The sequence below is a fragment of the Microbispora sp. NPDC049125 genome, from assembly GCF_040802045.1.
Classification (GTDB): Bacteria; Actinomycetota; Actinomycetes; order Streptosporangiales; family Streptosporangiaceae; genus Microbispora.
Genome location: NZ_JBEZDW010000041.1, coordinates 43,839 through 65,114, shown reverse-complemented (window position 1 = coordinate 65,114; position 21,276 = coordinate 43,839). Strand labels below are relative to the sequence as shown.

Genomic DNA, 21,276 nt, shown 5'->3' with positions numbered 1-21,276 from the left:
CGGTTCACCACCCAGGGCAAGTGTCCCTCACCGGGCCGGGTGAGGGCCACACTCCCGCCCGGTGACGTGGCTCTCGGCCGCCGCGATCCACCTCCCCCCAGCCGTTGAGACTTTCCCGATGCCATCGCGGGAACGGCGCAGGAAAAGGCCGGCAAAGTCTTCACGGGCGATTCAATGAAACAATTGAATCGAAAAATGCCGTCTTCCGAAGGGTTTCGATGGAGCAGAGCCCGACCCGTACGCGCCCGGAATCCCCGATCCGGGCCGCGGCCGACAGCCACGACGTGATCGAGGTCCGGGGCGCCAGGGAGAACAACCTCACCGGCGTCTCGCTCGACATCCCGAAGCGCCGGCTCACGGTCTTCACCGGCGTCTCCGGATCCGGGAAGTCCTCCCTCGTCTTCGGCACCATCGCCGCCGAATCGCAGCGGCTGATCAACGAGACCTACACCGCCTTCATCCAGTCGTTCATGCCGAGCCTCGGCCGTCCCGATGTCGACGCGCTGCGCAACCTGAGCGCCGCGATCATCGTCGACCAGGAGCGGATGGGGGCCAACTCCCGCTCCACCGTGGGCACCGCCACCGACGCGCACACCATGCTGCGCATCGTCTTCAGCCGGATCGGCACCCCCCATATCGGCACCTCGGGGGCGTTCAGCTTCAACCTCCCCGAAGGCATGTGCCCGGCCTGCGAGGGCCTCGGCCGGGTCTCCGACATCGACGTCGCGGAGCTGGTGGACGTCGAGCGCTCCCTCAACGAGGGGGCGATCACCGTCCCCAACTTCGGGGTGGGGACGTGGTACTGGCAGACCATGGCCCAGTCCGGGCTCTTCGACCCCGACGTCAAGCTGAAGGACTTCACACCGGCCCAGTGGGAGGACTTCCTCCACAAGCCCGCCACGAAGATCAAGCAGGGGACCTACAACCTCACCTACGAGGGCCTGCTGGTCAAGGTGCGCCGGCTCTACCTGGCCAAGGACCGGGAGTCGATGCAGTCGCACCTGCGGGCGTTCGTGGACCGGGCGGTGACGTTCACGACCTGCCACGCGTGCGGGGGCGCCCGGCTCAACCCGGCGGCGCTGTCGGTGAAGGTCAACGGCCGCACCATCGCCGAGTGCTCGGCGATGCAGATCAGCGACCTGGCCGCCTTCGTCGGCGACATCGACGACGCCTCGACGGCGCCGGTGCTGGCCACCCTGCGCGAGACCCTGGAGTCGCTCGTCGACATCGGCCTGGGATATCTGAGCCTGGACCGCGAGTCCGGCACGCTGTCCGGGGGCGAGGCCCAGCGGGTGAAGATGGTGCGGCATCTCGGCTCCAGCCTGACCGACGTCACGTACGTCTTCGACGAGCCGACGGTGGGGCTGCACCCCCACGACATCCAGCGGATGAACGATCTGCTCCTCCTCCTGCGCGACAAGGGCAACACCGTTCTCGTGGTGGAGCACAAGCCGGAGGTGATCGAGATCGCCGATCATGTGGTCGACCTGGGGCCCGGCGCCGGGCCGTCCGGAGGCGAGGTCTGCTTCACGGGCGACGTCGCCGGGCTGCGGGCGTCCGGCACTCTCACGGGCAGGTATCTGGACCACCGGGTGCGCCTGCGAGAGCGGACACGGCCGGCCCGCGGGCACCTGCCGATCAAGGGCGCCACCCTGCACAACCTCAAGGACGTGAGCGTCGACATCCCGCTGGGGGTGCTGACCGTGGTCACCGGCGTCGCCGGGTCGGGCAAGAGCTCGCTGATCCACGGCTCCCTCTCCCGCCGGGAGGGGGTGATCACCGTCGACCAGTCCGCCATCCGCGGATCCCGCCGCAGCAACCCGGCCACCTACACCGGCGTGCTCGACCCGATCCGTACGGCGTTCGCGAAGGCCAACGGGGTGAAGGCGGCCCTGTTCAGCGCCAACTCGGAGGGGGCCTGCCCCAACTGCAAGGGCATCGGCCTGGTCTACACCGACCTCGCCATGATGGCCGGGGTGGCGTCGGTCTGCGAGGAGTGCGAGGGCAGGCGGTTCACCCCCGAGGTGCTCACGTACAAGCTCCGGGGCAAGGACATCAGCCAGGTCCTTGAGATGCCGGTGAGCGAGGCGCGCGAGTTCTTCCCCACCGGCGCGGCGCGGGCCGTCCTCGACCGGCTCGCCGACGTGGGCCTGGGCTACCTCGGCCTGGGCCAGCCGCTGACCACGCTGTCCGGAGGGGAGCGGCAGCGGCTCAAACTCGCCATCCACATGGCGGAGAAGGCCGCGACGTACGTGCTCGACGAGCCGACCACCGGCCTGCACCTCGCCGACGTGGACCAGCTCCTCGCCCTGCTGGACCGGCTCGTCGGCGACGGCAACACGGTCGTCGTCATCGAGCACCACCAGGCGGTCATGGCCCACGCCGACTGGATCATCGACCTGGGCCCGGGCGCGGGTCACGACGGCGGCCGGGTGGTCTTCACCGGCACCCCCGCCGACCTCGTGGCGCACGGCGACACCCTCACCGCCCGGCACCTGCGCGCCTACGTGTCGCGGGACTGACCGGCCTGGTGGACGTCCGGGACGTCGTCCCCGTCCCGGTCCGTGGTCTCCGCCTCGCACAGGCGCCGGTACGCCCGGTCGCGCAGGCGGAGCACCACGGCCGCCAGCAGGGCGGCGGTGACGGACCCGGCCAGGACCGCCACCTTGACCTGGTCGTCGCGCCCGCCGCCGCTCCCGAACGCGAGCTCTCCGATGAGCAGGGACACCGTGAACCCGATGCCGGACAGGATTCCCAGCCCGGCCACGTCCACCCAGGCCAGCCCCTCGTCCAGGCGGGCCCGGGTGAAGCGGGCGATCAGCCAGGTGGCCGTCATGATCCCCACGGGCTTGCCGACGACCAGGCCGGCGACCACGCCCAGGGCGACGGGGCCGGACAGGGACGTCGCGAGGCCGTGCAGGGGCACCCCCGCCGACAGGAACGCGAACAGCGGCACCGCCACGGCCGCCGAGATGGGCCGGAAGCGGTGCTCGAAGTGCTCCGCCAGACCGGGCCCCGCCTGCGGCCCGCCGGCCCGCTCGCTGCGCAGCACCGGTACGGCGAAGCCGAGCAGCACCCCCGCCACCGTGGCATGGACGCCCGAGGCGTGCACCAGCGCCCAGGTGACCGCGGCGAGCGGCAGCAGGAGCCACCACGAGCGCACCCGGCGCCGCACCAGCGCGGTGAACGCGGCGAGCGGCGCCGCCGCCGCCAGCAGCGGGATCACCGACAGGTGCTCGGTGTAGAACACGGCGATGACGCAGATCGCCAGCAGGTCGTCGACGACGGCCAGCGTGAGCAGGAACGTCCGCAGCGCCGAGGGCAGGTGGCGGCCGATGACCGCGAGCACCGCCAGCGCGAACGCGATGTCGGTGGCCGTGGGGATCGCCCACCCCTTGACGGCGCCGCCGCTTGTGCGGTTGAGCAGCAGGTAGAGCAGGGCCGGGACGATCACACCGCCCACGGCCGCGGCGACCGGCACCACGGCCCGGCGCGGCTCACGCAGGTCACCGGCGACGAACTCCCGTTTGAGCTCCAGCCCGGCGACGAAGAAGAACACGGCCAGCAGTCCGTCGGCGGCCCAGGTGGCGAGGTCCAGCCGCAGACGCAGCGCGGCCGGCCCGATCACGAACGAGCGCAGCGAGTCGTAGGCCCCCGCCCACGGCGAGTTCGCCCAGGCCATCGCCGCGACCGCGGCGGCGAGCAACAGCGCGCCGCCGATCGTCTCCTTGCGGAGGATGTCGGCGACACGGCGGGCCTCGGCCCGCGAACCTCCGCCGAGCAGGGCGGCCGGGCGGCGCGGATCGGTCATGGCGCTCCATTCCGGGATCGGGTCATCGACCGCCGACCAGACTTCCCGGCACACCTGGCTCCATCCTAGACAGGCGCGACGATCACCTCCGGCCGCTCCCCGGCGGCCTCCTTCACGCCGGGCCGTCCCGGTGGTCGAGGGCTGCCCCCTGCCGCCGGCCGCCGCGCAGCCGGATCAGCCACGCCGGCCCCGAGGTTCCCGGCCCGAGGTGGTAGGCGCCCAGCAGCCAGTCGGCCAACCGGTCCCGGTCGACGACGATCACGTCCTGCTCCCGGGCCGTACGCGCCGCCTGCTCGCTGAGAGTGTGCGAGGTGAGGAGCACGCCCTGATGGCCGCGGTACGGCTCCGCGCACAGCGCGCCGACGAAATCCCGCACGTGCCCCGGCCCGACCGGCCGGCTGTAATGCTTGCACTGGATCGCGTACGGCCGGCCGTCCCTCGCCGAGCCGACCACGTCCACTCCCCGATCGCCCGCCCCGCCCAGGACGCGGACCCGGCGGAAGCCGTCCCGCCGCAGCAGCTCGGCGGCGAGCTCCTCGAACCTCCGGTGGTCGAGGCGGTCGAGGCCAGCGCGCAGCAGGGCCTCCCGCCGGTAGGCCCGGCCCTGCCTCCGGATCATCAAAACGGCTCCGGCGGCCAGGACGGCGAGCACCACCACGGCGCCGAGCAGCACCGCCCAGGTGGAGCGCGCCGCGATGAACACCGCGAGGAGCACCGCGATCGGCACAACCGGCCAGAACGCGCTGATCCCGCCCGTTCCTCGCCGCCGGCCCCCGCGTGCCGGTGAACTGCCCGTGGGTCTCCTCGTGGGTCTCCCCGTGTGTCTCCGCCTCGCCATCGGACCTCCGTCGAAGGGAACGCTCGACGTCGAGTGTGACCGCACGCTCCGACAGAATCAGCGCACAGCCGGTTACGGACGGCTCTCCCCGCCACTTGCGGGCCGTACGAGCCGGGCGGAGGGTCAGCCCCGGCCGAGATCGCGGGCGATCCCGTCGAGCAGCCAGCGCAGGCCGCGCTCGAAGTTGTCGTCCGTGCTGGGGATGCCGTCCTTCATCAACGGGGCCAGATTGGGAAACTCGCCGGTGTCGATGAGGCGCTGAAGGTACGGCCGCATGAACGCGTCACGCTCGGCGTCGGTCCAGCCGTCCCTGCGAGGGGCCATGCGTTCCCGCGCCTCACGCAGGACGAATCCGCTGGAATAGTCGTTGACCGCCGCGATCACGTGGAACTTGCCCTCGATCGGCAGATCGAGACCGCTCAGCGCGGACATCGTCTGCTCCACATGGCGAAGCATGTTGGGCCCCACCACGGAGCGCCGGGAGACCAGCTCGATCATCCACGGATGGCGCCGGACCGCCTCACGCTCCCTCCGCGCGATCACGGTCAGGGCCTCCCGCCAGTCGCCCGGCAGCTCGCCGGGGACCAGCACCTCGGCGGCGGCCTCGTCCGCCATGAGGTCGAGCAGGTCCTCCTTGCTGCCGATGTGGGTGTACAGGCTCATCGTCCGCGCGCCGAGCTCGGCGGCCACCCGCCGGATGGACACCGCGTCCAGCCCCTCCGCGTCGGCGATCGCCAGCCCGGCGGTGACGATGGCCTCACGTGTCAGGGCGCTCCGCGGCTTGGCCGCGTCCCGCGCCCAGACGGGCCCCCTCGCCCGTTCCGTCGACTCTCCCACGCGCCCGAGTGTACGGCGTACCACCTCAGCGATACGGTGTACGAAACTAGCGCTACGGCGTACGGTATTGCGATACGGCGTACGAAGGGACGAGAGATGACGATCACACGGGCCGCGACGGAGTTCGACCCGGCCCTCCGCAAGACGTCCCTGGTGGTGGCCCTGGGCGCGATCATGACGGTGCTCGACACGACGATCGTGAACGTGGCGGTGACGGTCCTGGGCCGTGACCTGCACTCCTCGCTGGCCACGATCCAGTGGGTGATCACCGGCTACACGCTGGCGCTGTCCATGACGATCCCCATCACCGGCTGGGCGGTGGAGCGGTTCGGCGCCAAGACGATGTGGATCACCTCGCTCGTCCTGTTCGTGGGCGGCTCGGTGCTGTGCGGCATGGCATGGTCGGCCGGCAGCCTCATCGCGTTCCGCCTGGTGCAGGGTGTGGGCGGCGGGCTGCTCATGCCGATCGGCCAGACCATGCTCGCCCGCGCGGCGGGGCCCGCCCGGATGGGGCGGGCGATGGCCGTGATCGCGATCCCGGCGATGCTCGCGCCCGCGCTGGGACCGGTGCTGGGCGGCCTGCTCCTCGACCACCTCGCGTGGCGCTGGATGTTCTACGTCAACGTTCCGGTCTGCGCCGCCGCGCTGCTGCTCGCCGCACGGCTGCTGCCGCCGGACGGCGAGCGCGCCACCGCCGGCCGCCTGGACACGCTCGGTCTCGCGCTGCTGTCACCCGGGCTGGCGGCCCTCGTCTACGGGCTGGCGCAGGCGGGCGAGGGGGCGGGTCCGGGCGACGCGCGGGTGGTCTGGGGCGTGGCCGGAGGTCTCGCCCTCCTGGCGGCCTTCGTCGTCCACTCGCTGAGAAGCGGCGACCGGGCGCTGGTGAACGTGCGCCTGTTCGCCGACAGGGCCTTCGGGACGTCCGCGGGGGCGCTGCTGTTCTATTCCGTCGGCATGTTCGGCATGCTGATCCTCGTGCCGCTGTACGACCAGGTGGTGCGCGGAGGCGGGACGCTCGACGCGGGGCTGCTCGTGGCGCCCCTCGGCGTGGGCGCGATCCTCACGATGCCGGTCGCCGGCCGGGTGACCGACCGATACGGGCCGAAGGCGCCCGGCATCGCGGGCATCGCCTGCGTGCTCGCCGGGACGTTCGCCTTCACCTTGGCCGGCGCGTCCACGAGCCTGCCCTTCCTCGCCGCGGCGTTGTTCGTGGTGGGGCTCGGGCACGGGCTGATCGTCCCGTCGCTGACCGCCGGGGCGTACAGCGGCCTTCTCCCCGCCGCGATCCCCTCGGCGACCACCGCCGCCACCATCGTGATCCGGGTGGCCTCCGCCCTGGGCTCGGCCGTGCTCGCGATCGTCCTGCAGATCCTCATCCGCTCCGGAGTGCCCGGATCGGGGGGCACCCTCGCCGGAGCCGCCGGGCATCCGGGCGCTCTGGCGGACGCGTTCGCGGGCAGCTTCCGGTGGGCGTTCGCCTTGCTCGCCCTCTGCCTCATTCCGGCCCTCTTCGTGCCCCGGCGTCCCGCCGTCACCCCGTGAAGTTCTGAACGTGAGGGCCCCGGCCCCCGGCGCCCTCACGACCCGGCGCCCCGCTGCGTCACACGAGGTCGCCGAACTCCGGCTCGCCAGACACGAAGTGGTAGTTGTCCCTGCCCACGCTGCGGTTCAGCGTCATGAGGACCTGCCGGGGAGTGTCGTACGGGCCGGAGATGTAGAAGGGGGTGCCCTCGTTGCCGAAGGTGACGGCCGACGGTCCCGACCAGATTTCCTGCCACGAGACCTGGCGCAAGCCCTCCTGACGAACCATTTCCTCTCTCGGGAAACAGTTGCCTCGGGGAGCCCGGCACGCTCATCACCCTCCGGAGGGCAGGTCACGCCGCCACAGGCGTTCGCCGTCGTCGAAACGGTCGGTCGGGCTCAACCCGATGCGGGCGGCCACCTTCATCGACGCCTCGTGCCCGGGATGGATGTGCGCCTCGATCCGGGAGACGCGCAGGGCCGCGAGCCGGTCCACGAGCATCGCGGCGGCCTCGGACGCGTACCCCTGCCCCTGCCACCCGAGCCCCACCACCCAGGCGATCTCCGCCCGGCGCCCCTGGTCGGCGAGTGTGGCCTGGACCGTCCCGACGGCCCGCCCGTCGGACAGGCGGCGGATGATCCAGTTGAACCACTCCTGGCCGGATTCGGGCGGCGGCCCCGCCAGCATCCTGGCGTAGCGGGAGCGCAGCTCCGGCAGGGTCGGCGGTGCGCCGCCGATGAAGGCGTACAGCTCCTCGCCGGCGAGCACCTCCACCATGTCCTCGGCGTCCTCGACAGCGAGCGGGTCGAGCTGGATCCGCGCCGCGGACGGGCCGGTCATCGATCCCCCCGGCCACGCGGGTCCGGGCCCGGCCGTACCGGCATCATGAGCTCGGATGGTCCCACGCGCCCTCCTCAGGCCGTCGCCGGAGATCGGCACGGTCCGATCATGACACGAAGGCGCTGATCTTGGCCGGGTCGAGGCGCCGGAACTCGCCGGTCTCGTGACACCAGACGTCGAGCTCGGCGCCGTGCGCCTCCGGGCTGCTGATGGTGAGGTTCTCGCCGTCGTAGACGATCCTGGCCTGGCCGTAGTACTGCAACTCCATCGCCGCCCGTGCGCGCGCCTCGGCCGCCAGCCCGGTCGCGTGCCGGGTGAAGAGCTTGGTCAGCCTGTGGAAGCCGGGCTCGGGCTCTCGAACGCCCGCCGTGCCGATCAGCCACGCCGCGGCACTCTCCGGCCCGGCGACCGGGGCTTTGGGGCGAGCCCGCCGCTGAGGGGCGCGCCTGATGGCCGGCGTCGTGACGGCGAGCGAGCCGTCCGCCTCCATGGCGACCGGCGCGTACCCCGCCTCCCTGAGCAGGGCCAGAGTCTGCGCCGGATTCAGCGTGCTGGCCAGGACGGTGGGCGCGAGCAGCCGCGGCCGGAGCCTGGCGAGTTTGCGATGAACGGCGAGCTCCGCCATCAGCCCCTGATCGTCGCCCACCACGCAGCAGCCCAGCGCGACCACGCCGATCTCCCCGTGCCGGCGGGCGACGTCGTTGATCAGGTACGTCAGGGCCTGCGGCAGCGCGCCTGAGGCCACCTCGGTCAAGGCGGCCAGGAGGTCCTCGGCGCGATGCCCCGCGTCCAAGGCCCGCCGTACGGAGGAAGGAGTGAACCGCCAGGTGCCGGCCGAACCGCCGGACTCGCGGTCGGCGGCCCGGTCGAGGACCTCCGCCAGGTCGGCGGAGGGCGGTCCGGTGACCACCGCGGTCATGTCGGCCCCGAACAACGCCTGCTGGCGAGCCTGCGCGAGCATCTTGTCCGCCGCCTCCGCCACGGACCCCGTACGCAGCGCCAGACCGAGCGGGCTGAGCGCGTTCGCGCCGATCAGCCCGAGCAGCCTGCCCTCGGCCAGGACCGCCGAGACGACCTCGGCGACGCTCTCCGGCGAGATCAGCGGCAGATGCCAGCTCGCCGCCGCCACCACCTCCTGCGGCAGCCGCACCTCCGCGTCGGACGGGAGCAGCCCGAACACCACCTCCCGGATGAGACTGGACGGGGTTCCCGGGCCGGCGGGGGTCATCGGGGTGCGCGCTTTGCCGTCGTAACTCCGTGTGGGGCTGACAGCAAGTCCCCACCATGCCTCGACCAGCGTGGCGAAGCGCTCCGCCGGTCCGAGGGCCAGCCACCCGTCGTACCCGTCGGTCGGCGAGACGCCGTTGCGCCGCACCTCGGTCGACCGCCGGATTCGCACCTCGGTCACCGGGTTGGCCGCCAGCAGCCCGGCCGCGTCCGCGATGTCCAGCAGCAGCCGGATCTCGTCCTCGGCGCAGCCGAGCTGCTTCGCCAGACGACGCACCTCCTTGACACCGACGCCGCCTCCCTTCAACTCGGGCAACGGCTCAGCGGACACGGCCTCCAGCAGCGCCGCGGCCCGGTCCAGGACCCGGAGGGCGGCCACGGACGCCTCGTGCGCGACGAGCTCGGCGGCGACGGGACCGGTCGTGATCGCGGGCCGCTCGGCGGAGACGTCCACCCGGTAGTCGCGCCCGCGCAACGCGAGCGCCACCTCCATGGGCATGACGTGAGCGCCCTCCCAGTCCACGCTCCAGATGAGTCCGTGCTCGCGCGCCCATCGGGCCGGGGTCATCCGGCCTGGCCGCGCGTGGTAACCGACGTGCGGCGGCTCGTCGAGGATGTGGGCAGGGCCCCGCCAGGCGAAGTCGTCGAGCAGCTCGCGCGTTCCCTGCGGCGCCCGGGCGACGAGCTGTGCCAGCCGCTCGTCGTCGGCGAGGATCGCCGTGATCGAGTCGACGAGCACCGCCTTGCGGCCGGTGCCCGTGCCGCCCAGCCGCTTGAACAGGTCGGCCAGCTCGGCGACGGTGATCTGTGTGAGGATCTCGGTGAGGCTGGGGCCGAGCCCCAGCGGGGCGGGCAGGACCTCGTGCAGAGCGGAGCAGATCCGGAGCCCCTCCCCTTCCCGCCACACCAGCGCACGCCGCTCGAGCTCGTCGAGCTCACCGGCGTAGTCGAACCCTTCGGGCATCAGGGCGGCGAGAGGCCGTCCCGCGAGAGCGGCCACGAGGACTGCCTGGGCGAGCACCAGGCAGGGGACCGGCGACCGGGACAACACCAGGTACACCGATTCGGGATCGTCCAACCGGTCCGCCAGCTCGGCCAGCCTCCGCGGCGGAACCGGCAGCAGCACGTCGGGCCGGACGGCCAGCACGCCTGCCAGCTCCTTCTCGTCCAGCCCCGCCAGCCACTCCAGGAGTGCAACGTCCGCATCCACGGGCCAATTGTCGCAGCGACGAAGTCCCGGCGCCGACCGTCCAAGGAAGCGGCCGCACATCCGGCCACGTCGCGGGTCCACATGCGACCCACGCCTCCATACGCGAAAACCCCAGCTCGGCGGACCGAGCTGGGGTTTTCCTACTGTGCGCCGCCAGGGACTCGAACCCCGGACCCGCTGATTAAGAGTCAGCTGCTCTAACCAACTGAGCTAGCGGCGCGACGTGCGTAACCTTAGCAGCCCAGCGGACGTCTCGCACATCGGCGAGTGATCGCGGAGCGTCCCCGCGATCAGCTCTTCCAGGCGCCGGCGGAGAAGGGAAGCGGCGCGCCCCGGGTGCCCGGGCCGTCGCCCCACTTGGTGACGACGTACTGCACGTCGATGTGCCCGGCGTCGCCGCTCACCGTCAGCGTCTCGCTGTTCCAGGTGGCGCCGGTGAGCTCGGCGAAGGTCTGGCCGTCGATGTCGAGCATGACGCCGCTGTCGGACGGGTCGCCGGGGCCCCGGTCGCCGATGAAGAACTTGGCCTGCTTGCCGCCGTGGAAGACGTAGCCCTCGGTGCCGAGCGGCCAGCTCGGGCTGGCGAACAGCCCCTTCTGCATGGGCTTGCCGATCGCCGGCATCCCGGTGTCGCCTTGACGGCCGGAGGCGTCGTCCCAGAAGTAGGAGCCCGTGGTGCTGCCCTGGAGGAGGGCCTGCTCGTTCTGGGGGAGAACGGCGGGCAGGGCAGCGGGGAGGGCGTCCCGAAGGACGGCGGGGAGGGCGGCGGTGATGACGGGCTGGTTGACCGGCTGGACGGCAGCCGAGGCGGGCGCGGCTGCCATGAGGGACGCGCCGAGGGCGCCGACGCACACGAGTGTGGTCAGGGGACGGACGCTTCGCTGGGGGCGCAGGTCAAACAGAGTCTTCATGAAGGATGGGGATCTTTCGTGAGACGACAGGGGAGGCCATGCGTCATTGGGAACCTGCGGTTGTCGGCAGGCCGCGAGACGGGCCACGTTCACGGGCGAGCGGTGTCGACCGCCCGTGACGTGCGCGTTGGCGCTGAGGCGATGGCGACCGGCCGGAAGGCCGTCGTGAGTCAGGAGTGCGATCCGAGGCACTCGGGACGGAGATCGATGCGGGGTCTCCCCACCGTGCGCTCCGCTCCAAGTCCTTTCCACCACCGGTTAGGCGGCAATTGCGACACTACCCGACAGGTCAGGACAGAGCAAAGCAAAACACTCAAAACACCCAGAAGATCTACCCGTGCAGGCCAAGAGGCCCGGCCTACGCCCAAGCCCCCGCCACGAAAGCGCGCGCACACCGCATTACTGCGGCCTCCCCTTCCCGTGCGTCCCGCGCGGCGAAAGTGAACGGCACATACGGCAATGTGCGCGATTAGCCGGGCGGCCGGGCAAGCCGTGGCAAAGGAACTCCCATTACCGGTGGCGCGCGTCCCGTTTTCCGGCACCGCGAAAGCACGAGAACGCGATGGGCAAGGAGAAGCAAAGAGCGGGTGCGGCCCACGCGGGGACGGCCGCCCGGTTCCCGGCGCGGCGGCCTGTCCAGGCGAAGAGGAGGGGGCGGGAGAGGAGGACGGCGTCCGGATGGGGCCACGCGGGCGGTGCCGCAGGCGATACAGAAGACGGAGGTGCACTCCACTTTACCCGGAGGATACTCCGCTTCAGGGTGCGCGAACGTGGAAATGCCGGAGCCGGGCAGTCCCCCAACTGCCCGGCTCCGGATCAAAGCGGTTCCGCCAGGAATGCCCTCCCCAAAGGCAGCCGGCGGGTCCCCCGCTTTCCGGACGCGGTTCCCCCATCCGCGTCCTTATTCAATAAAGTCCGTGCGTCGTCCTCTGCTGGAGGACTTGCTTCAACAGTACAAGCGCAGTTGTCATGAAGTCGTCATACGCAGGTGGATTTTCGGCCTACATCCACACACGCCGCGGCTACTCCCCCAGGACGAGCTTGACCTCGGTCCCCCTGGCCAGCGAGCGGCTGACGGTGCAGTGGCGCTCGTGGACCCGCTCCGCCACGGCCTCGAAGACCTCCCTCGACTCCTCGGAGGGGAGCTCGACGTCGTACGCGACCGTGACCGACTTCAGCAGCGTCGGGCTCTCCTTCTCCGCGCTCACGTCGACCGCCAGCCGTACGAGCCGGTGGCCGCGCTGATCGGTGAGCGTCTCAACGGTCACGAGGTTGCACCCGCCGACGGCGGCGAGCAGCAACTCCACCGGGCTGAACAGCCCGTCCCCCGAGCCCATGGCGATCTCGGCCCCGCGGTCGTTGCGGGCGACGAATCCGTCATCGGTGCGTTCTACGCGTACAGACCCCATGACAAGACACCGTACCCGGGCGGTGGTGATCAGACGGCGCGCAGGGCGTCGGTGGGCGCCAGACGGGCGGCGCGGGCGGCGGGATAGAGGCCGGCGAGGGCGCCGATGACCAGGGCGGCCGCCAGTCCGGCCGCGACACCGGCCAAGGGGATGATCGGCTGCCAGTGGCGGTCGAGGGCGGTCGCGTAGGTGATGAGAGCTCCCAGCGTGATTCCGGTGACGCCGCCGAGGCAGGCGAGGAGCAACGACTCCAGCAGGAACTGGACGGCGATGTGCCTGCGGGTGGCGCCGAGGGCCCGGCGCAGACCGATCTCGGTCCGGCGTTCCAGCACGGAGATGACCATGACGTTGGCGATGCCGATGCCCCCGACCAGTACGGCGACCGCGCCCAGGCCGAGGAGCAGGGAGGTGCCGGAGTCGGCGACCAGGGCCCGGGAGGTCAGGGCGTCGGAGGGGCGGCTGACCGTCACGGTCTCGGGCGCCTCGGGGTTGACGGCGCGCGCGAGCAGGCCGGCGGTCTGAGCGACGTGCCCGGTGCCGGCGCGGATGTAGAGACGGGTGGGGTGACCGTCGTAGCCGAGGTGGCCGGCGGCCACGGGGACGCCGACGAGGGCGGCCCGGTCGATCTCCGGGGCCAGTTCGAGCGGCAGCAGGACGCCGGCGACGGTGAACCAGTGCCCGCCCAGCCAGACGCGGGTGGCGGGGCCGACGTGCGCGATCCCCAGCTGGGCCGCGACCTGGTACCCGAGGACGACCACCGGATACCGGCTGGTGGCGTCGGTGAGGAAGACTCCGGCGGCCATCCGGCCGTCCAGCGTGCTCAGCAGGGTGGGCTCGGTGGCCCGCACCTCCAGGCCGCCGCTCTCGGCGCCGGGGATGCGGTCGGTGCGGAAGACGTGCACGTCCTCGAGCGCGGCGGTGGCCGTGACCCGCTGGACGCCGTCGGCGCGGGCGCTGCCGGCCCGGGCGGTCGAGGGCAGCTCGGACTCGTCGCCGGCCATGGTGGTGCCGTTGGCCACGGTGAGCAGGTTCGTGCCCAGGCGGTCGATCCGGGTGAGAAGCTCCGACTGGCTGGAGCGGGTGATGCCCAGCACCGCGACGATGGCGGCGATGCCGATGGCGATCCCCAGGGTCGACAGGGCCGTCCGCAGGCGACGGCTCCGCAGGCCGCCGGTGGCCAGCGGCACCAGATCGGCCGGCCGGACACGGGACCGGGGCGGGGTCAGGGGCGGGGTCATCGGGGGTCCTGCCGGGTGTCGGCGCCGATGAGGCCGTCGCGGATCTCGACCCGGCGGGAGCAGGCGGCCGCCACGTAGGGATCGTGGGTGATGACGAGCAAGGTGACTCCGTCCGCGTTCAGGTCGCGCAGCAGGCCGAGGATCTGGTCGCCGTTGACGCTGTCGAGGTTGCCGGTGGGTTCGTCGGCCAGCACGAGCGCGGGACGGCCGACCAGGGCCCGGGCGATGGCGACCCGCTGGCGCTCTCCCCCCGACAGCGTGCGGGCGTACTGGTGGGCGCGGTGAGAGACACCGACGCGGTCGAGGGCCGCCAGGGCCGCGGCGCGGCGCCGGTGGGACGGCAGGCCCCGGTAGAGCAGCCCCGTGGCGACGTTCTCGGCGGCGGACAGGTGGTCCAGCAGGTGGAACTGCTGGAACACCACGCCGAGGGTGTGCGCGCGCAGCCCCGACAGGTCCCGGTCCGGCAGCGTCTCGATGGGGTGACCGGCCAGCTCGACCGATCCGCCGGTGGGCCGGTCCAGCCCCGCGGCCAGGTTGAGCAGCGTGGTCTTCCCCGAGCCGGAGGGGCCGACGACCGCGACCAGGTCCCCGGCGCGCACGGTCAGGTCCACGCCCCGCAGGGACTCGACCGGTGGCGTGCCGGGATAGGTCTTGACCGCGCCCCGGAAGGACAGCACGACGTCGGTCACGACACCGGCACCTCCACCCGGGCGCCCTCGCTCAGGCCGTCGCCGCTCACCTCGACCGTGCCGGTGTCCTCGTCGTACAGGCCGGGCTCCACCGGCACGAGCCGGCGGGAGCCGCCGAGGACGGCGACCTGGTAGCCGCCGCCGGGACGGGCGAGCAGCGCGGTGACGGGGACCGTCAGCACGTCTCTGCGGCGGGAGCTGACGACGCCGACCTGCACCGGTGCCAGGTCCAGACCGGCCACGGCCTTGCCCGGCCCGATCAGCTGGATCGTCATCGGGACGGTGGCCAGGCCGTCGCCCTGGGACGTGCCGGCGGGCGCCGTGGCGACCCTGCCCACCGTACGGACACGTCCCTTGACGGCGCGGGCGACGCCGGGGAGGGTGACCCGCACCGCGTCGCCCACGTGCACCTGCGAACGCCGGTCGGTGGTCAGGGAGACCCGGACGACGGGGGTGGTGGAGCTGGCCTTGAGCATCCGCGTGCCCGGCCCGGCCGGCGTGCCTGCGCCGGCGAGCACCCGGCCCGCGCGGATCTCGCCCGGCAGGAAGACGACCTGCCCCGGCCCCAGCCTCCCGGTGCGGGCCGCGTACGGCACCCCGTGGGCGGCCTGCCAGCGGCGGATCGCCGCCGCCGTGGCCGCCGAGAAGTGCCGGTCCACCGTCATCCAGTGATGGGGGTCCATGCCGAGGGCGGCGAGATTGCGCTCCAGCTGCCTGACGTCGGCGCCGTCGCTCATGCCCATGGCGAAGCCCCGGTAGGCCGGCGTCGACCCGTACATCAGCCAGGCCCGGGTCGCCGCGACGGAGAACAGGCGGGCGCCGCGCTTGAGCACCGAACCCGGGCGGGGGGTGGCGGTGACCACACCGGGTGGCAGCTGGCTGACGATCGTGTACGAGCCGTCGTATCCGAGCACGCCGGCGAGCTGCGTCCGGGCGACGATGTCGCCGCGGCTCACCGTCGCCGAGGTCACGGCCACCGGCGGCGCCGTGACGTTCTCCGCGGGATCCTCCCGCGTGGCCTGCCACGTGCCCGCGGCGCCGGCGAGCACGACGGCCACGGCGGCGATCAGCGCTGTGGTCCTCATGAGAAGGGGAAGTCCACGGCGTACTGCTCGCACGCGTCCCGGGCGGCTCTGACACGCGGCGACTTCTCCTCCAGGGAAGTCCCCGAGACCGGGAACGAGCCGTCGGCCTTCGGGTCGGGCCATTCCGGTATGCCGTGGTGGCGGATGCAATCGGAGTACTTCCGCGCCTTCACCATGTCCGCGGCGGCGGGAGGGTTGCGGGGACGGATGTTCAGCAGCGACGGCATCTCGGTCAAGATCTTGTGGCACTCCGGGATGTCCTCCACGGTCTTGATCTGGTTCTTCACGGCGGCTCCTTCACCGGGGACCGGGAACCGGACCCTGCCGTCCTCGACGATCGGATCGGGGAAGGCGGGGTGGCCGTGGTCGCGCCCGCACTGCGCGAACCGCTTCCCGACCGCCATCCCTTGCTGGATCACGTTGAGGGACGGCGAGGGCGAGGCCGGCGCCTTCGGGGGGCCGCCGGACGAGCAGGCGGCGGAGCCGAACGCCAGGGCCGCGGTGGTGAGGGCCGCGAAAGCCTGTCTGTGATTCATGGCCCCAAGGCTGGCGGGGCTCCCCCGGCCGCCGCGTCTGCCGTCCGGCCGACCCCGGAGTACGTCTTACGACAGACGCCGGCCCGCCCGCAGGACGCATACGCTGCCCCTGTGCGAGTCTCCGGGGTGCCGTCCGGCACGCGAAGGCTGCTGCTCGACGCCGGTCTGGTCGCCCTGGTGATCGGTTCCAGCCTGCTGCTGAGCGCCGACGTGATGCTCCACCGGCCGGCGCAGGCCATGCTGGTCAAGCAGTTCGGATCGGTGGAGGAGTGGCGGCTGCTGCTGGTGTGGTGGTGGGTGGCCGCCGTGCCCACGGCGGCGGCCGTCTTCCTCCGCCACCGCCGGCCGGTGGTGGCCACGGCGCTCGCCGTGGCGGGCTCCGCCGGGCATGTCGTGACCCCGTTCATGTCCCATCTGCCCTCGGACATGGTGCCGCTGATCACCCTCTACACGCTCGCCGGCACCGCGCGCACCCGGCGCGTCTCGGTGGCCGCGCTCGTCGCCGTCCAGGTGGGCCTGTGCGGGTTCGGCCTGGCCGTCGCCTTCGGCGCCTTCAGCGCTTTCGGCAAGTACGCGCTCGTCCCGCCGTCCGGATCGCTGACCTATTCACCCGACCCGCCCAAGCCGGAGCCGGGCTCGGTGCGATCATCCAAGCCGACCGGCCTCGACCCGGACGAGCCGGAGAGCGCGCACGACCCCGACGCGCCCACACCGGCCTGGTGGGACCCCGTCGTGCAGGCCGCCCCCCAGGCCGTCGTCCCTGCACTGCTGCTGGGCATCGCGTGGGCGGCGGGCGACAACGCGCGCACCCGCAGGGCCCACCTGGCCACGCTGGAGGCCCGCGCCGCCGACCTCAGGCGCGAGCAGGAGCAGCTCACCGCCCTCGCGGTGGCCGCCGAACGCGGCCGTATCACCCGCGAGCTCCACGACGTCGTCGCGCACGGCCTGTCCGTGATGGTCATCCAGGCGCAGGGCGCGCAGGCCGCGCTGCGCCGCCATCCCGAACGCAGCGAGGCCGCCCTGGCCAACGTCATCGTCACGGGCCGGGCCTCGCTGGCCGAGATGCGGCGGCTCCTCGGCCTCGTACGGGCCGAGCCCGGCGCGGAGCTCACCCCCCAGCCGGGCCTGGCCACGTTGCCCGAGCTCATCGAGCAGGTCCGGGCCGGCGGCACCCCGGTCGCGTTCCACGTCACCGGTGAGCCCGCCGCGCTGCCCGCCGGCGTCGAGCTGTCGGCCTACCGCATCATCCAGGAGGCCCTGACCAACATCCTCAAACACGCCGGACCGGACAGCGACTGCACGGTGGACCTCGGCTTCACCGCCGACCGGCTGCGCATCCGGGTGCGCAACTCCGGGACGCGCGTCCCCGTCCCGGTCTTCGGCAACGGCCTGCGCGGCATCGCCGAGCGCGTGACCGCCCTCGGCGGGACGCTGCACGCCGGCCCCGGCCACGAGGGCGGCTTCGAGGTCAGCACGGTCCTGCCGCTGGAGGCTCCGGCATGATCCGCGTCGTGATCGCCGATGATCAGGCCCTGGTGCGCACCGGCTTCCGCATGATCCTCGACGAGACCGGCGACATCACCGTGGCGGGCGAGGCCGCCGACGGCCTCGCCGCCCTCACGGTCACCGCGGCGACCGGGCCCGACGTCGTGCTCATGGACGTCCGCATGCCCGGCATCGACGGCATCGAGGCCACCCGCCGGCTGCGGGCGGCCGCGGAACCCCTGAGCCCTCCGCATGTGATCATCCTGACCACCTTCGACCTCGACGAGTACGTCTACGCCGGGCTGCGCGCCGGAGCCGCCGGATTCCTCTTCAAGGACACCCTCGCGGCCGACCTGGTCGCCGCCGTACGCACCGTCGCGAGCGGCCAGAACGTGGCGGCGCCCACCGTCACCAGCCGCCTGATCCGGCATTTCGTGGACACCGCGCCGCGCCCGGCGGACACCGCCGGGCTCGGCGTGCTGACCGTGCGGGAGCGTGACGTGCTCGGCCTCGTCGCCCAGGGGCTGTCCAACCGGGAGATCGCCGATCGGCTCCTGGTCGCCGAGGGCACGGTGAAGACCCACGTCAGCCGCATCCTGGCAAAGCTGCAGCTCCGCGACAGGACCCACGCGGTGATCTACGCCTACCAGAACGGAATCGCCTGACGACGGCACCGGGGATGGTCAGGCGTCGGGATGCCGGGAGAGGTAGTCGACGTAGACGGGCCGGAGCGCGTCGCCGAGCTGTCCCTCGCCGGCCGCCATCGCGTCGCTGAGCAGGGCGGACACCCGGCTCAGGTCGTTTGCCGTCTCCTCGCTGTGGCCGGTGGCGGCCTCGGCGGCCGGGATCGCCTTCAGCAGGTCCCACAGGAATGCGAAGTCGCCGTGCCGGACGGCATAGCGCACCGCGCGGTCGTGCAACTCCTTCGCCGGCAGCGACTCGAGCTCTTCCACGTCCATCCAAACTCACCTCCAGGTGCAGTTTCCCGCCGGTTTGCCGATCATGCCGGCTCCTGGGGAAAACACGTTCAGAGCCGTACGATCATTTTGCCGATGTTCTCGCCCCGCATCATGGCGATGAACGCCCCGGCCGCGTTGTCGAGCCCGTCGACCACGGTCTCCTCGTACACGATCTCGCCCTCGCGGAGCCAGGTACCGACCTCGTGAATCAGGTCCGGCATCCGGTCGTAGTGGTCGCCGACCAGGAAGCCCCGCATGGTGAGCCGCTTGCCGATCATCTGGCGGAGGTTGCGCGGCCCCGGCGGCGGTTCCGCCTCGTTGTACCCGGCGATCGCCCCGCACAGCGCCACGCGGCCGCCCAGCCTGAGGGAGTCGATGGCCGCCTCCAGGTGATCGGCGCCGACGTTGTCGAAGTACACGTCGATGCCGTCCGGAGCGGCCTTCTCAAGCTGCTCTTTCACCGGCGCGGCGCGGTAGTTGAACGCGGCGTCGAAGCCCAGGCGCTCCGTCAGCAGAGCGACCTTGGCGTCCGACCCGGCGCTGCCGATCACCCGCGAGGCGCCCTTCAGCCGGGCGATCTGGCCGACGAGGCTGCCGACCGCTCCCGCCGCCGCCGAGACGAAGACGGCCTCCCCCTCCTTGAAGGCGGCGACGTCGAGGAGGCCGACATACGCCGTCAGGCCTGGCATGCCCAGCACGCCCAGGTATGCCGAGGGCGACACCCCGGGGATCTCGGGCACCTTCCGCGCGGCGGAGCCGTCGAGCAGGGCGTGCTCGCGCCAGCCGAGGTTGTGCAGGACCAGGTCGCCCTTCCCGAAGCCGGCGGCCCGGCTCTCCACGACCTCCCCCACCGCGCCGCCCTCAAGCGGCGCCCCCAGCCGGTACGGCGGCGCGTACGACTTGACGTCGTTCATGCGGCCCCGCATGTACGGGTCAACCGACATGAACAGGTTGCGCACGAGGATCTGCCCCTCGGCCGGGCCGGGCAGATCGCGCTCGGCGAGCTCGAAGTCGGAGAGCTCGGGCCAGCCCGTGGGGCGGGCGGCCAGGAGGATCTCGCGTGTCTTCATCGTCGCTCCCTTGCTCGGCTTGAACCACCCCATCCGATCACAACGCGGCATATCGCGGCAGTGCGGGGGTCCCAACCGGCCCGGCTCTGCCTTCCGGCCGGGGTGAGACGCTCCCGGGAGCGGGCTTTCCACAGGTGCGCGCGCACATATTGCCGCAGCATGGAAGGATCTTTTCCGTGAAGGTCATACTCAAAATCGTCGTGGTCGCGGCGGCCCTGTGGGCGGCCACCCAGCTGGTGGACGGCATCACGGTCAACGCCGACACCACCGCCATGCGGATCGGCACGCTCCTCGCGGTCGCGCTGATCTTCGGCATCGTCAACGCCGTCCTCAAGCCGATCATCAAGACCGTGGGCTGCGCGTTCTACGTGCTCACCCTGGGCCTGTTCGCCCTCGTGGTGAACGCCGGCCTCCTCCTGCTCACGAGCTGGCTCGCGGGCAAGCTCGACGTCCCCTTCCACGTCAGCGGGTTCGTGGCGGCCTTCTGGGGCGCCATCATCGTCGCGATCATCAGCTGGGTCCTCAACATGATCCTCGGCGACGACTAGCGCCGCCGGCCCCCGGCCGGCGGGCGTCAGACAGAGCGGCGTTCCCGCAGGGCGGGGGCCTGGACGATGCGGCGCCTGCGGAGGGTGCCGTCCGAGGCGGCGACGACCAGCCGCACTGCCTCGCGGACGATGCCGTCGATGTCCCAGTTCACCGTGGTCAGCCCGAGCAGCTCCGACATCGGGTGGTCGTCGTACCCCATGACGGCCACGTCCCCGGGAATCGACAGCCCGAGCCGGGCCGCCGCCTTGTAGACGCCGTACGCGATGGAGTCTGAGAAGCAGAACACCGCGGCCGGCCGGTCGGCGCCTGCCAGGAACTCCTCCGCGACCTGCGCCGCCTCGGAGACGCCCTGCCCCGACGTGCGCACCGCGATCTCCAGGCCGAGCCGCCGCCCCTCCGCGATGACGTGCACGTCGGCGGGCCGGTCCGGCGTGCTGGAGCGGGTCGGGGTGAGCACGGCCACGTGCCGGTGCCCCCGGTCGCGCAGGTACTGCAGGGCCATCGTGACCCCGCTCCGGTTGTCGAAGACCACCTCCGCGGCGCCGCGCCCCCCGCTGAGCGCGTCGCCGATCGCCACGATCGGCAGGCCCTCGGCGAGATCGCCCCAGAAGAGGGCGGCGGGGTCGACCGGCTGGACGATCAGCGCGTCGACCCGCTGGTCCCGCAGTTGGAGGGCCAGCGTCCGCTCACGCGCGGGGTTGCCGGCCGCGTCGAGGATGAGGGCGTAGCGGTCCTTGTCCCGCAGGGCGCGCCCGATGCCGACGGCCAGCGACTGCTGCCAGAGGTCCTCCAGCGAGCCGCAGAGCAGCCCGATCATCCCGGTGCGGCCGCTCGCGAGCGCCCTGGCGATCGGATGCGCCTCGTATCCCAGCTCGGCGGCCGCCCGCCGTACGCGCTGGACGGTCTCGGCCGAGACGTGCAGGCCGCGGAGGGCATAGCTGACCGCCGCCGGGCTCAGGCCGGTGGCCTGAGCCACCTCGCGGATCGTCGCACGCTTGCGCTGGGCCACCAGGTCAGCCTATTCCGGACGGCGCTCTCCGTCTTGACACCGCAAGAGGTG

20 protein-coding genes and 1 tRNA gene are annotated in these 21,276 nt (G+C 72.2%); 5 read left to right on the top strand and 16 right to left on the bottom strand.

What is annotated here, in order from left to right; genetic code table 11:
• Nucleotides 1-218 precede the first annotated feature (218 nt).
• Nucleotides 219-2,522 (top strand): ATP-binding cassette domain-containing protein, encoded by a 2,304-nt coding sequence (locus tag AB0B72_RS33755; protein WP_367743412.1) that lies wholly within the window; start codon nt 219-221, stop codon nt 2,520-2,522.
• Here the strand turns inward: AB0B72_RS33755 and nhaA are convergent.
• The 3 genes from nhaA to AB0B72_RS33740 all read right to left on the bottom strand — a co-directional run bounded on the left by nhaA (nt 2,504) and on the right by AB0B72_RS33740 (nt 5,486).
• Nucleotides 2,504-3,811: a Na+/H+ antiporter NhaA gene (gene nhaA, locus AB0B72_RS33750; RefSeq protein ID WP_367743411.1), complete on the bottom strand. Its 1,308-nt coding sequence runs from the start codon at nt 3,809-3,811 to the stop codon at nt 2,504-2,506. The genes AB0B72_RS33755 and nhaA overlap by 19 nt on opposite strands.
• Before the next feature lie 112 nt (nt 3,812-3,923).
• Complete coding sequence (locus AB0B72_RS33745) at nt 3,924-4,538, bottom strand: restriction endonuclease (RefSeq protein WP_367743410.1); 615 nt, start codon at nt 4,536-4,538, stop codon at nt 3,924-3,926.
• Between the two features lie 234 nt (nt 4,539-4,772).
• A complete protein-coding gene (locus AB0B72_RS33740; RefSeq protein WP_367743408.1) occupies nt 4,773-5,486 on the bottom strand; it encodes a TetR/AcrR family transcriptional regulator in 714 nt (237 codons plus the stop codon).
• Between the two features lie 96 nt (nt 5,487-5,582).
• On the opposite strand from AB0B72_RS33740, the gene AB0B72_RS33735 reads away from it, so the two are divergent.
• Nucleotides 5,583-7,028 carry an MDR family MFS transporter gene (locus AB0B72_RS33735; RefSeq protein WP_367743407.1) on the top strand — a complete coding sequence of 482 codons (1,446 nt, stop codon included), beginning with the start codon at nt 5,583-5,585 and terminating at the stop codon, nt 7,026-7,028.
• A 58-nt stretch (nt 7,029-7,086) separates the two neighbouring features.
• Here the strand turns inward: AB0B72_RS33735 and AB0B72_RS33730 are convergent, their stop codons facing one another.
• From AB0B72_RS33730 to AB0B72_RS33685, 10 genes are all read right to left on the bottom strand, one after another.
• Complete coding sequence (locus AB0B72_RS33730) at nt 7,087-7,278, bottom strand: hypothetical protein (protein WP_367743406.1); 192 nt, start codon at nt 7,276-7,278, stop codon at nt 7,087-7,089.
• Nucleotides 7,279-7,341: 63 nt separating this feature from the next.
• The gene (locus AB0B72_RS33725; protein WP_367743405.1) at nt 7,342-7,848 is read right to left on the bottom strand and encodes a GNAT family N-acetyltransferase; all 507 of its coding nucleotides are present in this window, start codon (nt 7,846-7,848) and stop codon (nt 7,342-7,344) included.
• A 106-nt stretch (nt 7,849-7,954) separates the two neighbouring features.
• Complete coding sequence (locus AB0B72_RS33720; protein WP_367743404.1) at nt 7,955-10,285, bottom strand: helicase-associated domain-containing protein; 2,331 nt, start codon at nt 10,283-10,285, stop codon at nt 7,955-7,957.
• Nucleotides 10,286-10,431: 146 nt separating this feature from the next.
• Nucleotides 10,432-10,505: transfer RNA gene (locus AB0B72_RS33715), tRNA-Lys, on the bottom strand.
• 70 nt (nt 10,506-10,575) lie between these two features.
• On the bottom strand, nt 10,576-11,196 hold the full coding sequence (locus tag AB0B72_RS33710; RefSeq protein ID WP_367743403.1) for a hypothetical protein: 621 nt from the start codon (nt 11,194-11,196) through the stop codon (nt 10,576-10,578).
• A gap of 1,022 nt (nt 11,197-12,218) precedes the next feature.
• Entirely contained in the window at nt 12,219-12,605 is a 387-nt protein-coding gene (locus AB0B72_RS33705; protein ID WP_367743402.1) for an OsmC family protein, read from the bottom strand.
• 29 nt (nt 12,606-12,634) lie between these two features.
• The gene (locus AB0B72_RS33700) at nt 12,635-13,843 is read right to left on the bottom strand and encodes an ABC transporter permease (RefSeq protein WP_367743401.1); all 1,209 of its coding nucleotides are present in this window, start codon (nt 13,841-13,843) and stop codon (nt 12,635-12,637) included.
• A complete protein-coding gene (locus AB0B72_RS33695; protein WP_367743400.1) occupies nt 13,840-14,532 on the bottom strand; it encodes an ABC transporter ATP-binding protein in 693 nt (230 codons plus the stop codon). The genes AB0B72_RS33700 and AB0B72_RS33695 overlap by 4 nt, the downstream gene beginning before the upstream one ends.
• Nucleotides 14,529-15,617: a peptidoglycan-binding protein gene (locus tag AB0B72_RS33690; RefSeq protein WP_367743399.1), complete on the bottom strand. Its 1,089-nt coding sequence runs from the start codon at nt 15,615-15,617 to the stop codon at nt 14,529-14,531. The genes AB0B72_RS33695 and AB0B72_RS33690 overlap by 4 nt, the downstream gene beginning before the upstream one ends.
• Nucleotides 15,614-16,153: a hypothetical protein gene (locus AB0B72_RS33685; RefSeq protein WP_367743398.1), complete on the bottom strand. Its 540-nt coding sequence runs from the start codon at nt 16,151-16,153 to the stop codon at nt 15,614-15,616. Before AB0B72_RS33685 ends, AB0B72_RS33690 begins: the two co-directional genes overlap by 4 nt.
• A 111-nt stretch (nt 16,154-16,264) precedes the next feature.
• Here AB0B72_RS33685 and AB0B72_RS33680 point away from each other — a divergent pair, with 111 nt between their 5' ends.
• Together AB0B72_RS33680 and AB0B72_RS33675 are read left to right on the top strand one after the other, a co-directional pair.
• Nucleotides 16,265-17,656, top strand: a complete 1,392-nt coding sequence (locus AB0B72_RS33680; RefSeq protein WP_367743397.1) for a sensor histidine kinase — start codon at nt 16,265-16,267, stop codon at nt 17,654-17,656.
• Nucleotides 17,653-18,303 carry a response regulator gene (locus AB0B72_RS33675; RefSeq protein WP_367743396.1) on the top strand — a complete coding sequence of 217 codons (651 nt, stop codon included), beginning with the start codon at nt 17,653-17,655 and terminating at the stop codon, nt 18,301-18,303. The genes AB0B72_RS33680 and AB0B72_RS33675 overlap by 4 nt, the downstream gene beginning before the upstream one ends.
• An 18-nt stretch (nt 18,304-18,321) precedes the next feature.
• Here AB0B72_RS33675 and AB0B72_RS33670 read toward each other — a convergent pair whose 3' ends face one another.
• The gene (locus tag AB0B72_RS33670) at nt 18,322-18,597 is read right to left on the bottom strand and encodes a hypothetical protein (RefSeq protein ID WP_367743395.1); all 276 of its coding nucleotides are present in this window, start codon (nt 18,595-18,597) and stop codon (nt 18,322-18,324) included.
• Nucleotides 18,598-18,665: 68 nt separating this feature from the next.
• Nucleotides 18,666-19,667 (bottom strand): NADP-dependent oxidoreductase, encoded by a 1,002-nt coding sequence (locus AB0B72_RS33665; RefSeq protein WP_367743393.1) that lies wholly within the window; start codon nt 19,665-19,667, stop codon nt 18,666-18,668.
• A gap of 176 nt (nt 19,668-19,843) precedes the next feature.
• Between AB0B72_RS33665 and AB0B72_RS33660 the strand changes: the two genes are divergently transcribed.
• On the top strand, nt 19,844-20,215 hold the full coding sequence (locus AB0B72_RS33660) for a phage holin family protein (RefSeq protein ID WP_367743392.1): 372 nt from the start codon (nt 19,844-19,846) through the stop codon (nt 20,213-20,215).
• Between the two features lie 26 nt (nt 20,216-20,241).
• On the opposite strand, the gene AB0B72_RS33655 is transcribed toward AB0B72_RS33660, so the two are convergent.
• Nucleotides 20,242-21,225, bottom strand: a complete 984-nt coding sequence (locus AB0B72_RS33655) for a LacI family DNA-binding transcriptional regulator (RefSeq protein WP_367743391.1) — start codon at nt 21,223-21,225, stop codon at nt 20,242-20,244.
• Nucleotides 21,226-21,276 lie beyond the last annotated feature (51 nt).